Source organism: Paraclostridium sordellii (genome assembly GCF_000953675.1).
Lineage (GTDB): Bacteria > Bacillota > Clostridia > Peptostreptococcales > Peptostreptococcaceae > Paraclostridium > Paraclostridium sordellii.
This window is the reverse complement of the sequence record NZ_LN679998.1, coordinates 3,131,329-3,145,795: the sequence shown is the minus strand read 5'-3', so window position 1 is coordinate 3,145,795 and position 14,467 is coordinate 3,131,329. Positions and strand designations below refer to the sequence as shown.

Annotated in this window: 12 protein-coding genes; 9 read left to right on the top strand and 3 right to left on the bottom strand. The window is 28.6% G+C overall.

The window, feature by feature from the left end; translation table 11 throughout:
• Nucleotides 1-33: 33 nt before the first annotated feature.
• The gene (locus ATCC9714_RS15215) at nt 34-1,800 is read left to right on the top strand and encodes a glycoside hydrolase family 13 protein (protein WP_057545793.1); all 1,767 of its coding nucleotides are present in this window, start codon (nt 34-36) and stop codon (nt 1,798-1,800) included.
• A gap of 28 nt (nt 1,801-1,828) precedes the next feature.
• Here ATCC9714_RS15215 and ATCC9714_RS15210 read toward each other — a convergent pair whose 3' ends face one another.
• Together ATCC9714_RS15210 and ATCC9714_RS15205 are read right to left on the bottom strand one after the other, a co-directional pair.
• Nucleotides 1,829-3,205 carry an MATE family efflux transporter gene (locus ATCC9714_RS15210; protein ID WP_021127453.1) on the bottom strand — a complete coding sequence of 459 codons (1,377 nt, stop codon included), beginning with the start codon at nt 3,203-3,205 and terminating at the stop codon, nt 1,829-1,831.
• A 109-nt stretch (nt 3,206-3,314) separates the two neighbouring features.
• Nucleotides 3,315-5,228 carry an ABC-F family ATP-binding cassette domain-containing protein gene (locus ATCC9714_RS15205; protein WP_057545792.1) on the bottom strand — a complete coding sequence of 638 codons (1,914 nt, stop codon included), beginning with the start codon at nt 5,226-5,228 and terminating at the stop codon, nt 3,315-3,317.
• A gap of 134 nt (nt 5,229-5,362) precedes the next feature.
• Between ATCC9714_RS15205 and ATCC9714_RS15200 the strand changes: the two genes are divergently transcribed.
• Nucleotides 5,363-5,992, top strand: coding sequence for a redox-sensing transcriptional repressor Rex (locus ATCC9714_RS15200; protein ID WP_021122140.1), 630 nt, complete (start codon nt 5,363-5,365; stop codon nt 5,990-5,992).
• Between the two features lie 66 nt (nt 5,993-6,058).
• Here the strand turns inward: ATCC9714_RS15200 and ATCC9714_RS15195 are convergent, their stop codons facing one another.
• Complete coding sequence (locus ATCC9714_RS15195; protein WP_021122141.1) at nt 6,059-6,229, bottom strand: DUF362 domain-containing protein; 171 nt, start codon at nt 6,227-6,229, stop codon at nt 6,059-6,061.
• A 408-nt stretch (nt 6,230-6,637) separates the two neighbouring features.
• Between ATCC9714_RS15195 and ATCC9714_RS15190 the strand changes: the two genes are divergently transcribed.
• From ATCC9714_RS15190 to ATCC9714_RS15160, 7 genes are all read left to right on the top strand, one after another.
• Complete coding sequence (locus ATCC9714_RS15190; RefSeq protein WP_057545791.1) at nt 6,638-7,444, top strand: ATP-binding protein; 807 nt, start codon at nt 6,638-6,640, stop codon at nt 7,442-7,444.
• A 129-nt stretch (nt 7,445-7,573) separates the two neighbouring features.
• The gene (locus ATCC9714_RS15185) at nt 7,574-8,860 is read left to right on the top strand and encodes a Glu/Leu/Phe/Val family dehydrogenase (protein ID WP_057545790.1); all 1,287 of its coding nucleotides are present in this window, start codon (nt 7,574-7,576) and stop codon (nt 8,858-8,860) included.
• 431 nt (nt 8,861-9,291) lie between these two features.
• Complete coding sequence (locus tag ATCC9714_RS15180; protein ID WP_057574397.1) at nt 9,292-10,503, top strand: C40 family peptidase; 1,212 nt, start codon at nt 9,292-9,294, stop codon at nt 10,501-10,503.
• A gap of 240 nt (nt 10,504-10,743) precedes the next feature.
• Complete coding sequence (gene pyrB, locus ATCC9714_RS15175; RefSeq protein ID WP_021127458.1) at nt 10,744-11,670, top strand: aspartate carbamoyltransferase; 927 nt, start codon at nt 10,744-10,746, stop codon at nt 11,668-11,670.
• The gene (locus ATCC9714_RS15170; RefSeq protein ID WP_057545788.1) at nt 11,663-12,826 is read left to right on the top strand and encodes a dihydroorotase; all 1,164 of its coding nucleotides are present in this window, start codon (nt 11,663-11,665) and stop codon (nt 12,824-12,826) included. Before pyrB ends, ATCC9714_RS15170 begins: the two co-directional genes overlap by 8 nt.
• Entirely contained in the window at nt 12,826-13,518 is a 693-nt protein-coding gene (locus ATCC9714_RS15165; protein ID WP_057545787.1) for a dihydroorotate dehydrogenase electron transfer subunit, read from the top strand. Before ATCC9714_RS15170 ends, ATCC9714_RS15165 begins: the two co-directional genes overlap by 1 nt.
• Entirely contained in the window at nt 13,511-14,413 is a 903-nt protein-coding gene (locus ATCC9714_RS15160; protein ID WP_057545786.1) for a dihydroorotate dehydrogenase, read from the top strand. The genes ATCC9714_RS15165 and ATCC9714_RS15160 overlap by 8 nt, the downstream gene beginning before the upstream one ends.
• Nucleotides 14,414-14,467: the final 54 nt, after the last annotated feature.

Below are 14,467 nucleotides of genomic sequence, written 5' to 3'. Positions count from 1 at the left end.
ATTTTTATAAGGGATAAAAATAGGGGGAAATAAATGAGTATAATATACGATTCTTGGATGGAAAGTCATAAAAAGCCCTTTGGGGCATTAGAGATAGGAGAAGACATAAATATAAATATAGAAGCAATTTCTGATGTCAAAGAAATATACCTTATCCTAGAAACTAATGAAGATATAAAAAAAGAAATAAAAATGGAAAATAAATCAAATGGTATTTTTACTATAGATAAATATAAATTTGAAAAAGAAAATATTTATTTTTATTACTTTAAGTCCATAGAAGGAGAAACTCTAGATGTAAAATACTATGGGAAAAGTTATGATTGTGGAGAATGTGTAGAATACTATGACATAAATTATATAAATAAATATCAAATTACAGTTAGTAGAAAAACAGAAAGTCCGAAATGGTTTAAGGAAGGTATACTATATCATATATTTGTTGATAGATTTAATAGAACTGGTAAAATAAATAATCCTAAAAAAAATAGTTTTATATATGCAAATTGGGAAGATACTCCTATGTATATAAAAAATAAAGAAAATGAAGTTATAAGATGGGATTTTCATGGTGGAAATTTAAAAGGAATTATTAGTAAACTGAACTATCTAAAGGGTCTAGGTGTAACTGTAATATACTTAAGTCCTATATTTAAATCTCAAAGTAATCATAAATATGATACAGGAGATTATAAAACTATTGATCCTATGTTTGGTGATGAAGAAATATTTAAAGAATTAATATATAAGGCAAGTAAAAAAGGAATAAATATTATTTTAGATGGCGTATTTAGTCATACTGGAGATGATAGTATTTATTTTAATAAATATGGAAATTATGATTCTTTGGGTGCTTATCAATCTAAAAATTCTAAGTTCTTTTCATGGTATAATTTTAAAGACCATCCAAATGAATATGATTGTTGGTGGGGAGTTAAATCACTACCAAATGTAAATGAAACGGAAAATTCTTATATGGACTATATTATAAGAGATAAAGATAGTGTAATAAAGAAGTGGATGAACTATGGAGTTAAAGGATGGAGACTTGATGTAGTAGATGAGCTTCCTTCTAAATTTTTAGAAGCTTTAAAAAAAGAGACATTAAATATAGATAATGAGTCTGTTATTATAGGAGAGGTATGGGAAGATGCATCTAATAAAATTAGCTATAATGAAAGGCGTAAATACTTTTTAGGAAATCAATTAAATGGTGTAACCGGGTATGTATTTAAAAATATAGTGGTGGATTTTTTGAAAGGAAATGTAAATTCACAGGATGTATATAATAGATTTATGACAATAAAAGAAAATTACCCTAAGGATGCATTTAAATCCAATTTGAATTTATTAGGGACACATGATACAAGAAGAATTTTAACTGAGTTAAATGAAGAAAAAGAACTTCTTAAATTAGCTGTATTTATTCAAATGACATTTGAGGGAGTACCATATGTTTACTATGGAGATGAAGCAGGATTAATAGGAGAAACAGATCCTGATAATCGAAGAACATATCCTTGGGAAAATGAAGATAAAGATATATTAAATTTTTATAAAAAAATAATTAAGGAAAGAAAAAATAATAAGTTACTATCAAGTGGAGAAACTAAATTTTTAAAATTATCAAATCAAAACATACTTGGGTATATTAGATATATTAAAACCGATAAAATTTTAGTATTAATAAATAGATCAAATGTTAAAGAGAAAATTGAGATAGAAGGTAATAAATTTATAAAGAAAAAGTTATTAATTACTTTAGAGCCTAAATCCCATAATTTAATAAAAATAGATTAAAAAGAGATGCCTTAAATGGCATCTCTTTTTAATTAATTTCTTTTACTATATTAGCAACCCATTTTTTGGACATAGCTCGAGGAACACCAAATATGAATTTTACAATTTCTTCAGAATAAGTAAGAAGAACAAGTACGTAAATAGGAGCTCCTTTAATAGCGAATATAAAAGTAAGAGGAAGTGAAACTAACCACATACATCCTAATTCTAAGAATAAAGAGTATTTAGTATCTCCACCACTTCTTAATACACCTATAATTAAAAGTGTATTAAAAGACTTAAGTCCCATTAATAGTCCCATAATAACAAATATCTTAATAATATCAGGAGCTAGACTATCAGATACGCTAAACATTTTAAGTAACATAGGAATATTAAATATAAGTAGTATGCCTAATATTGTACCTACAATAAATACAATCTTAGAAAACTTTTTAGCATAATCAATAGCAACTTCTTTATTATCTGCTCCAAGTTCATTTCCTAGCATGATAGAAGCTCCTATGGCTACGCAAACAGCAGTCATTATAAAAAAGTTACCTGTACTTGTAGCTATTTGACTTGCAGCAATAGCAGAAGTACCTGCTTTAGAATATGCTACAGAATATAACACAGTTCCTATAGCCCATCCAGAATCATTTAATAATATTGGTGTACTTTTAGTAAAAAACGCATTTATAAATGATTTATCTATAGATTTTAAATTACTTAAATTGAATCTTAAAATATAATTCTTTTTAAACACATAAACATAGCTAACTAAAAGTAAAAATTCAATTAATCTAGCAATAACAGTTGCTAAGGCTGCGCCTTTAACTCCTAATGCAGGTAATCCTAAGTTACCAAAAATTAATCCGTAATTTAATATTATATTACTTATAAGAGCTATTGCACTACAAATCATTCCTAATTTAGGATTTCTAACACTTCTAGATCCCATACTAAAAACAGTACTAACTGCAATTAAAGGATAACAAAATGCTATTATGCTAAAGTAGTCGATACAAAGTTTTATTACATTAGTATCATAAGAGAAAAAGTGTATTATAAGCTTAGGGAAGAAAAGTGCAGGTATAAAAAATATCAGTCCAAGTATTATTCCAAGTAAAACATTCAAACCTGTAACCTTTTTTATATTATTAGTATCGTTCTTCCCATAAAATTGAGATATAAATAATCCAGCCCCACCTGTTAAACCAGATAGAGTCATATTAAATAAAAAGAAAAATTGATTAGCTACTCCTATAGAAGCAACTGAAGTTTCTCCTAAACTACTAATCATAACTGTATCTATAACATTTACTGAAGTTGATATAAGATTTTGTATTATTATAGGTATACAAAGTGAAATTAATAGTTTATAAAATCTCTTATTTTCATCATTTAAATTAAAAATATTATTCAAATAAGCACCCCCTAAATTTTAATGTCTATACTATGGTAATATAAACAATACACATATAGCAACTAATTTGTTATAGAAAAATCAGAATTATCTAAATAAAAGGAACAGCTTACATTAGCTGTTCCCATTCTTCATATAGATTATTTAAATTTTCTTCAAGATTAGATTTATTTTGACTAACTTCCTTAGATTTTTCAGGATTAGAATAAACATCTTCTTGGCACATAAGTAAATCTAGTTCTTCAATCTTAGCCTCGATTTCCTCAATTTCCTTTTCTATATTTTGCCTTCTAACTCTAGCTTTTTTTTCTATTTCTCTCTGTTCTCTTTCTTTTCTCTTTTCATCTTTTAGTTGAGTTTTTGTTTTTTCTTCAACAGTCTCTACAGTATTCATTTCTAAAGCTTGTTTTTTCTTTTCCATATAGTAGTTATAATTTCCTAGGTATTCAGTAATACCTTCAGAGTCTAAAACTAAAATTTTATCGACAACAGTATTTAAAAAATATCTATCATGAGATATTGTAAATAAAGTCCCTGTATAATTTAAAAGAGCTTCTTCTAATACTTCTTTTGAATCTATATCAAGGTGATTTGTAGGTTCGTCTAGTAATAAGAAGTTAGAGTTTGATAATATAAGTTTCAATATTGCCACTCTTGCTCTTTCACCACCACTTAGTGTAGAGATTTTTTTAAATACTTCTTCATCTTCAAATAAAAATGAACCAAGCATATTTCTAAGAGTAGTTTGATTTAGATTAGGATGATCATTCCAAATCTCATCGATTATTGTATTATCTAAGTTAAGAGTTTTTTGTTCTTGATGGAAATAGTCCACATGAACATTTGTACCTAGTTTAGTATTACCTGTTAAAGGAACAATTTCGTTCATTATAATTTTAAATAATGTAGATTTTCCTATACCATTAGCTCCTATTAAAGCTACTTTTTCTCCTCTATATATATTAAAGTTTATATCTTTAAAAAGTATTCTTTCGCCATAACCCATAGATAAGTCCTTTACTTCTAAAACATCGTTACCACTAGATACTGCAGGATTAAATTGAATGCTAGCTTTTTTTCTAAATACATCGGGTTTGTCTAATACATCAACTTTATCTAACATTTTTTCCTTGCTTCGAGCTCTTTTTAAATGTTTTTCCCGACCATAAGCTTTTAAACGTTCTATAGACTCTTCTTGCTTTTTAATTTCTTTTTGTTGATCTTCATATTTTTTTACTTCTAATTCTTTCTCAACCTTGGATAATTCTATAAACTTAGAATAATTTCCATTGTATGTTTTTAATCTTTTATTATGAATTTCAAAAACTCTATTAACTACTTGGTCTAAGAAATATCTATCATGTGAAATAATAATTACAGTTCCTTTGTATTGTTTTAAGAAAACTTCAAGCCATTCAATGGCATCTGAGTCAAGGTGGTTAGTAGGCTCGTCCAATAACAGAAGTGAAGGATTTTTAAGTAATAATTTTGAAAGAAGTACTCTAGTTTTTTCTCCTCCAGATAAAATATTTATTGGAGTTTGCATATCTTCATCAGAAAAACCTAGGCCTTTTAATATACCTTTAACTTCCGACTTATACCCGTATCCGTTTAATTCTGAAAATAATTCAAGTTTATGAGAGTATTCATTCATAAGTTTATCTAATTCCTTAGATTGTGGGTTTGAACTTTCTTCAGAAATTTTTATTTCTAAATTTCTTATATATTTTTCCATTTCCATTAAATCAGAAAATACTTCTAAAACTTCTTCATAAATGGTTTTATCGGATTGAAAGTTTGTGTTTTGTTCAAGGTATCCAATTTCAACACCCTTTCCAAGGTATATATCTCCACTATCATAACCATATATACCTGATAGAACTTTGAATAAAGTTGTTTTACCGGTTCCGTTGACCCCGATAATTCCGACTTTATCTCCTTCATTTACAGTAAAACTAATATTTTCTAATACAGTATCTATTCCAAAACTTTTATTTAAGTTATTACATGACAAAACAATCATAAATTTATACCTCCTTTAAACTATCTAAAATTATAATGTTTTGGTATAATATAATCAAGAATATATGTACTATGTTAAAAAAATAGCATAGTTTATAGGCAAATAGAGATCATGACTATATAGGAGGTGATAAAATGAGTAATAGAAATATTTCTATGGCTGTAATAAGAAGATTACCTAAATATCATAGATACTTAGGAGATTTATTAGATAAAGATATACAAAGAATATCTTCTAAAGAACTTAGTGATATAATTGGATTTACAGCATCTCAGATAAGACAGGATTTAAATAACTTCGGTGGATTTGGACAACAAGGATACGGATATAACGTTGAAGAATTATACAATGAGATAGGAAAAATATTAGGTTTATCTAGAACTTATAATTCAATAATAATTGGAGCTGGAAACCTAGGACAAGCTATAGCTAACTATGCAGGATTTACAAAAGCAGGATTTAAGATAAAAGCTTTATTTGATGCAAATCCAAGAATGATAGGGTTAAAAATTAGAGATTTTGAAATACTAGATTCTGAGAGCATCGAGGAGTTCGTGTCAGAAAATAATATTGATATAGCTATTTTATGTATACCAAAGAATGGGGCACAAGATGTTGTAGACAGACTTGTGAAAGTTGGTATAAAGGGAATTTGGAACTTTGCACCATTAGATTTAGAAGTGCCAAAGGATGTAATAGTTGAAAATGTAAACTTAACTGAAAGTTTATTTACATTATCATATCTTATGAATGAAAATGAATAGTATACAATATACAAAAAACTACCTACAAATGTAGGTAGTTTTTTGTATATAAATAATATTTAAATATTATTCTGGTTGTGGAGCATCTACTGGACAAACTCCGTTACAAGCACCACACTCAACACAAGCAGCTGCATCTATAACATATTTGTCATCTCCAGCTGATATACAGCTAACTGGGCACTCAGCTTCGCAAGCACCACAGCTTATACAAGCATCATTGATTTTATAAGCCATTTCAAAATCCTCCTAATATATGTAAATAGTATGTTCATTAGTATTATAGCAAAAAAAAGATCACATAACAATGATTAGGATTAATTGAAAAAATAAATATAGTTACAAATTTCGAATATTTAATACATTAGTAAAATTTAAATATAAAGGAAATTTAATTGGAAATTTTAAAAAAATTAAAAATATATTTACGTATTAATAATAAACTATATATAGAAGAAAAAATTTAGGGTTAAATAATGAAAATGTTATTTGTAGATTTCTAGTTATCAAAAATTGTTTAATTTTAATAGAGTATACGCATATTTTTATATATTAAAGGAAATAAAGAGTTTTGATATAATATATATTTAAGGCTATAGATATTAATATCTATAGCCTTAAATATATAAACTTAGGAGAAGTTTTATGAAAAAATTTGCTTTAGTAGGGGAAAGTGGAACTGGTAAAAGTTATAAAGCATTAGAATTAGCTTATGAAAATAACATAAATTATATAGTAGATGATGGGATATTAATAAAAAATAATAAAATACTTGCAGGAGTTTCAGCAAAACAAGCAAAAACTAAAATACAAGCTGTAAAAAGAGCTATATTTGAAAATATTGAACATAGAGAGTGTGTAAGAACAAAGTTAAAGGAAGAAAAAATAGATAAAATACTTGTAATTGGTACTTCGGATAAAATGGTAAATAAAATTGCAGAAAGATTAGGTCTTGGAAGCATAGATAAAACTATTTATATCAATGAGATATCTAAACAAGAAGAGATAGAAATTGCAAAGAAATCTAGAGAAAGAGGAAATCATATAATTCCAGTGCCAACTTTAGAGGTTAAATCTATTGCAAGTGGATTAAGTATAAATCCTATAAAAAGGTTATTTAAAAGAGGAAATAGTGAATCTATTATTGTAGAAAAAACAATAGTAAGACCTAGTTTTAGCTATATAGGAAAGTTTTATATAACTCAAAATGCTATAAATGAAATAATTTATTATGAATTATCCAAAATTAAATATATAAGTAAGATAAATAACATTCAATTTAAAGATAAAATCGGAGAATTAGAAGTGAAGATTTTAATTGAAATCAATATATTTGAAGGAATTGAAAGTATATATAAATTACAAAAACATATAATGAATGCTTTATATAAAGTTACGTTAATAAACGTAAGTAGAGTTGATATAAACATAAATAAGATAAAAAAATGTTAAATAAAAAACTAATAAAAATTATATACAAAAGCTAAAAAAACTATGTTATAATCAAACTGTAACAAAGGGAAAACATTTTCAAAAAGATTTTGGGGAGAAAAATTATAAATTTTTAAGGGGGCTTTTAAAATGGCTGAAAAAACTTTAAATGTTCTAGAGATAGCAAGATCTCAAGTGAAGACTGCTTGTGATAAGTTAGGGGCTGATCCAGCAGTATACGAAATATTAAAAAATCCAATGAGAGTTTTAGAAGTATCATTCCCGATTAAGATGGATGATGGGACTGTAAGAACATTTACAGGATATAGATCACAACATAATAATGCATGTGGACCATTTAAAGGTGGATTAAGATTCCATCCAGCAGTTTGTATGGACGAGGTAAAAGCATTATCTACATGGATGACTTTTAAGTGTTCTGTAGTAGGTATACCATATGGTGGTGGTAAAGGTGGTATGGCTATAGATCCTACAGAGTTTTCTCAAGGCGAATTAGAGAGAATATCTAGAGGGTTTGCTAGAGCTATAGCTCCAATAATAGGAGAAAAAGAAGATATACCAGCTCCAGATGTTAATACAAATGGACAAATAATGGCATGGATGGTTGATGAATATGCCAATGTTACAGGGGAGTTCCAACCAGGAGTATTCACTGGTAAGCCAGTTGATTTCTACGGATCTTTAGCAAGAAATGAAGCAACAGGATATGGTGTTGCTACAATGGCTATGGAAGCAGCTAAGAAAAAGGGAATAGATGTGTCAAATGTTACAGTAGGTCTTCAAGGATTTGGAAATGTTGGAAGCTTTGCAGGTATGTACATAGATGAAGCTGGAGCAAAGGTTATATATGTAGAAGACCATACAGGAACTATATATAATGAAAATGGAATAGATATGAAAGCTTTAATGGCTTATAATAAAGAACATAGATGTATAAAAGGATTCCCAGGGGCAGAACCTGTAGAGCAAAGTGTAATAATTACAGAAGTAGATATTTTAATGCCTTGTGCTTTAGAAAACCAAATAACTTCTGCTAATGCAGCTGATATAAAAGCTAAAATAGTATGTGAAGGTGCTAACGGGCCAACAACTCCAGAAGCAGATCATATATTATTTGAAAAAGGTGTTACATTAGTACCAGATATACTAGCTAATAGTGGTGGTGTTACTGTTTCTTACTTTGAATGGGTACAAAATTTAATGAGATACAACTGGACTTTCGAAGAAGTTCAAGAAAAACAAAAAGCATTAATGATAAAAGCTTTTGAAGAAATATGGGCATTAGCAGGTGATCGTAATGTAGAAATGAGAACAGCTGCATATATGATGTCTATAAAGAGAATAGCTGATGCAATGAAATTAAGAGGATGGTATACAGAGGCTCCTGCTCAAGAGGTAGCTCCATCTTTAGTTTAAAAATATATAATATATAATGTAGAAAAAGTATGAAGTATAGATTTTAAAATCTATACTTCATACTTTTATTTTGCATAAAAAAATAGCATGAAAAAAAGCACGCAAAAAAACATGTGCTAATATATGCTAAAATAGGTAAAATTGTTTACTTTTTGTAAATATTAGTATATAATAAATATAAAATGTATATTAAAGTTATTTTTGGATAAAATAAGAAGTTTGGTTTAAGTATTATATACAAGATAATTAACTATTGTTTAATATAAGAATACTATATAACTTATAACTTTTCGTTACAAAAAAGTTACAAGTTAAAAATATAAAATAAATAAAAATATATCTTGTGTATTAGTATTTTATCCTGCATAGGTTTCATCTATGAAAATAACACATAAGAAAACTTATTGTTAATTTTTGGAGGGAAAAACATTATGAAGAGAAAAATATTAGTACCAGTGTTTGCATCATTTATGGCATTATCGATGAACGGAATAGCTCATGCAGATGACGCAAAAACTGAAAAAGCAACAGATAAGAAAGATGCAAATGATAAAAATATAATAAATTTATCTAATTTTAAGGATATGGAATATAAAGTTGCAGTTGTTAAAGACGATGTAGCTGTAAAAGTAAGAGAACAAGGTTCTGTTCAAACAATAGCTTATTCAGGTGAAGAATTCAAAATAATCGGTGAACAAGACGGATGGTACAAAGTTCAATTAAACGATGGAAATGAAGGATGGATAGCTTCTAGATATGTTGATGTAAAAGGTGCGGATGCATACGTAACAGCTGAAAATGTAAATTTAAGAAAAGATGCACATATAGAGTCAGATGTACAAGATAATTTAGGATTATCTACAAAAGTAGAAGTATTAGGAACTCAAGACAACTGGGTTAAAGTTAAAAATGGAGATAAAGAAGGATTTATAAGAGACTTATATGTATCTGATAAAGCTCCAGAAGTTGAAAAAGAGCAAACAGATGCTAATGATCAAAAAGATGTACAAGATAAAACAGAAGAAACAGATAAAACAACAACAGATAAAATAACAACAGAAGAAACAGATAAAGCAACAACAGAAGAAACAGATAAAGCAACAACAGAAGAAACAGATAAAGCAACAACAGAAGAAACAGATAAAACAACAACAGATAAAATAAATAGTGATGTTGTAAATAACAATAATAACGATACTGATGTTGAAAAACCAGTTCAAAAACCTGTTGAGAAGCCAGCAGAAAAACCAGCACCACCAGTTAACAATACAAATGCTGCAAGTGCTGTAGTTAATATGGCTTACTCTAAATTAGGATCTCCATATGTATGGGGAGCAGAAGGTCCTAATACATTTGACTGTTCAGGACTTACATCATATGTATTTAGAAATGCTGCAGGAGTATCTTTACCAAGAACTTCAGGATCTCAATATGGAGTAGGAACATCTGTAAGTAAGGCTAACTTACAACCAGGAGATTTAGTATTCTTCGCTACTGGTGGCGGTGGAATAAGCCACGTTGGTATATATGTTGGTGGAGGACAAATGATACATGCGCCACAAACAGGTGATGTTGTTAAAGTAAGTAACATAAACTCATCTTACTGGCAAAATGCTTACGTTGGAGCTAAGAGAGTATTATAATAATAGAAATTTAAAGGATATAACTTAAATCTAATGGTTATCTGGAGAATATGTATAATTATGCATATTTTCCTTAATCATTTGTATTTGGTATGTCCTTTTTTTATACATATAACTAGTAGAGAAAAAGTTAAAAGCTATATTGACATCGATTGCTAAAGGTGATAAGCTACTATAAAAGAAAAAATTAAAAAACTTTTAAATTTAGTCCAGAGAGGCTAAAAAAGGAGGACATATAAGATGAAATTAAAAGGAAGAAATTTAATCCAACCAGAAGACTTTTCGATAAATGAAATAGATGAAATTCTATCATTATCTCAAAATATAATTGACAATCCGTCAAAATACTCAAGTGTTTGTGAAGGCAATTTACTAGCGACCTTATTTTATGAACCATCAACAAGAACAAGATTCAGTTTTGAAGCCGCAATGAATAGATTAGGTGGAAGAGTTATAGGCTTTTCAGAACCAAAATCATCATCTACAGCAAAAGGAGAAACTTTAGAAGATACCATGGAAACAGTATCTTGTTATGCTGATGCAATAGTTATGAGACATCCAAGAGCCGGTTCAGCTTTGGAAGCTTCAAGATTCGCTAGAGTACCATTTATAAATGCAGGAGACGGAGGAAATCAACATCCAACTCAAACACTTACAGATATTCTTACAATAAAATCACTTAAAGGAAAATTAGAAAATCACACTATCGGATTATGTGGAGATTTAAAAAATGGAAGAACAGTACATTCTTTAGTTAAGGCTATGTCAAGATATAAAGATACTAAGTTTGTATTTATAGCGCCCGAAGAATTAAAAATGCCTGATTATATAAAAGAGGCTATAAAAGGTCATGATTATATAGAAACTAATAACTTAGATGAAGTTATAGGTGAATTAGATGTACTTTATATGACTAGAGTTCAACAAGAGAGATTTGAAAATAAAGATGAATATGAAAGATTAAAAGATTATTATATATTAACTGCTGAAAAAATGAAAAAAGCAAAATCTGATATGTTAGTTATGCATCCATTGCCAAGAGTGAATGAAATAGATACAGAGGTTGATAAAGATAAAAGAGCTGTTTACTTTGACCAAGCTAAATTTGGTATGTACGTAAGAATGGCCTTAATAATGAAACTTTTGGGGGTAGATGCAAATGAATAAGATTTTAATAAAAAACACACGAATAGTTGATGCTAATAAAGATTTTAAAAGTGATTTACTTGTAGAAGATGGTAAGATTTCTAGAATTGATACAAATATAGACTCGATAGATGCAAAAATTATAAATGGAGAAAATTATATATTAATGCCTTCGTTTATAGATATGCATACACATTTAAGAGATCCGGGATTAACTCACAAAGAAGATTTAGAAACGGGTCAAAGGGCTGCATTAAAAGGTGGGTTTACAGTATTATGTCCTATGGCAAATACTAAACCAGCTTGTGACAATAAGGAAACTATGGAGTATATCTTAGATAAAGCTAAAACATTAGACTTATGTGATATAAACCAAGTATGCGCAATAACTAAAAATCTAGAAGGTCAGGAAATGATAGATATAGAAAGTATGAGGAAATATACTCAATTATTTTCTGATGATGGATACACACTTCATGATGAAGATATAATGAAAGACGTATTAGAGCTTTCAAAAGAACTAGATTTTAAAGTATTGACTCATTGTCAGCCGGAAGAAATAATAGTAAAAAGAGATTTAAAACTTCTCGAGAAAGTGGGGGGTAACCTTCATATATGCCATATAAGTTTAAAAGAAACTTTAGAAGAGATAAAAAAATATAAAAAAAATGGATATAAATTTACTTGTGAAGTAGGGCCACATCATATATATGGATATGGACTGGACTATAAAGTAAATCCATCTTTTGCTAAGGAGGAAGATATGAAATATCTTATTCAAGGAATTAAAGATGGATATATAGACATGATTGGAACAGACCATGCGCCTCATACTGAAGAAGATAAGAAAAATGGTTCACCTGGAATATCTAATATAGAGGTAGCTTTTGGAATGGTAAACAAGGTGTTTAGTGAAAATGAAATTTCTTTAAATAAATTAAGTGAAATGATGAGTTTAAATCCTGCTAAACTTTTAGGATTAAATCAAGGCTTAATCGAAGAAGGACTAAGAGCAGATTTAGTTTTAATAAATCCAGATTGTGATGAAGTTATAGATACAGAAAAATTTACATCTAAAGGTAAAAATAATCCATTTGATAAGCAAAAAATTGTAGGGAAAGTATTGATGACAATAAGAAACGGTAAAGTTATGTACGACATAAAGGGGGATATGTAATGTATAAAATTTTAGAAAATAGATATGTTGGGGAAGACATGTATTTTATGAAAGTAAAAGGGAACTTCAAGGCTAAAATGGGTCAGTTTTATATGTTAAGAGCTTGGGACACATATCCTTTATTATCAAGACCAATAAGTGTACATGATATAGACGAAGAAGGAATATCTTTTTTATATAAAGTAGTTGGAGAAGGCACTAAAATTTTCAGTAATTTAAAACCTAATGACTCTATTAAATTAGAGGGTCCATATGGAAACGGATATGAAAAAGTAGAAGGAAAAGTTGCTTTAGTAGGTGGTGGAATCGGAGTAGCACCATTATATTTAGTAGCTAAAAATATTAAAAGCTGTGATGCATATTTAGGATATAGAAAAGAAGCTATATTAGAAGAGGAATTTAAAGAAGTTTGTAATGAAGTAAATATAGCATTAGGGAACACATTTGTTACAGATATATTAGATGTTGAAAAATATGATTATATATTAACTTGTGGACCAACACCTATGATGGAAAAACTAGTTAAAATGACAGAAGGAACTAACACTAAAATAATGGTATCACTAGAAAACCATATGGCTTGTGGTGTAGGAGCTTGCTTAGTATGTACATGTAAAACAAAGTCTGGAAATAAAAAAACATGCAAAGATGGGCCAGTGTTCTGGGGAGAGGACGTGATATTTAATGACTAATTTGAATGTTAAATTCGGGAATATAGAGTTTAAAAACCCTTTAATTATGGCGTCAGGAACTTTTGGATTCGGAAAAGAATATGCAGAAATTTACGATATAGACAAACTTGGAGGTATAAGTAGCAAAGGACTTACGCTAGAAAAGAGAGATGGAAATAAAGGGATAAGGGTTTTTGAAACTCCATCAGGAATGATGAATAGTGTAGGACTTGAAAATCCAGGAGTAAAGGGATTTATAGAAAATGAACTTCAGTTTTTTAAAGATATAGATACGGTTAGAATTGCAAACTTAGGTGGGGGAACATTAGATGATTATATAAAAGGTGTAGAGTTATTAAATGACCAACCAATAGATATGATAGAGCTAAATATATCTTGTCCAAATGTAAAAGCAGGAGGAATGGCATTTGGAATAAAAAATGAGGTTGCAAGAGAAGTTGTAAGAGCAGTAAGATCAAAAACGAAACTTCCTCTAATAGTTAAGTTATCTCCAAATGCAGAGGATATAATTGGAATGGCTAAGGTTTGTGAAGAAGAAGGTGCAGATGGGATATCTTTAGTAAATACATTTAAAGCTATGGCTATTGATATAAATAAGAAAAAACCAGTATTTGAAAATGTATATGCAGGATTATCTGGACCAGCAATAAAACCGATAGCTCTTAGAATGGTACATGAAGTTTGTAAAGCTGTAAATATTCCTGTTATGGGTATGGGAGGAATTACAACTTGGCAAGATGCAATAGAGTTTATAATGGCTGGAGCTACATGCATTCAAGTTGGAACGGCTAATTTTATAAATCCTAGAATAGGAATAGATATTATAGAAGGAATAAAAAATTATATGAAAGAAGAAGGAATAGATTCTTTGGATGAAATTAGAGGAATTATTTGATAAGAAATTTAGGAAAAATAGTTTTATATAGACTAATATGAAAAAATCAAATTT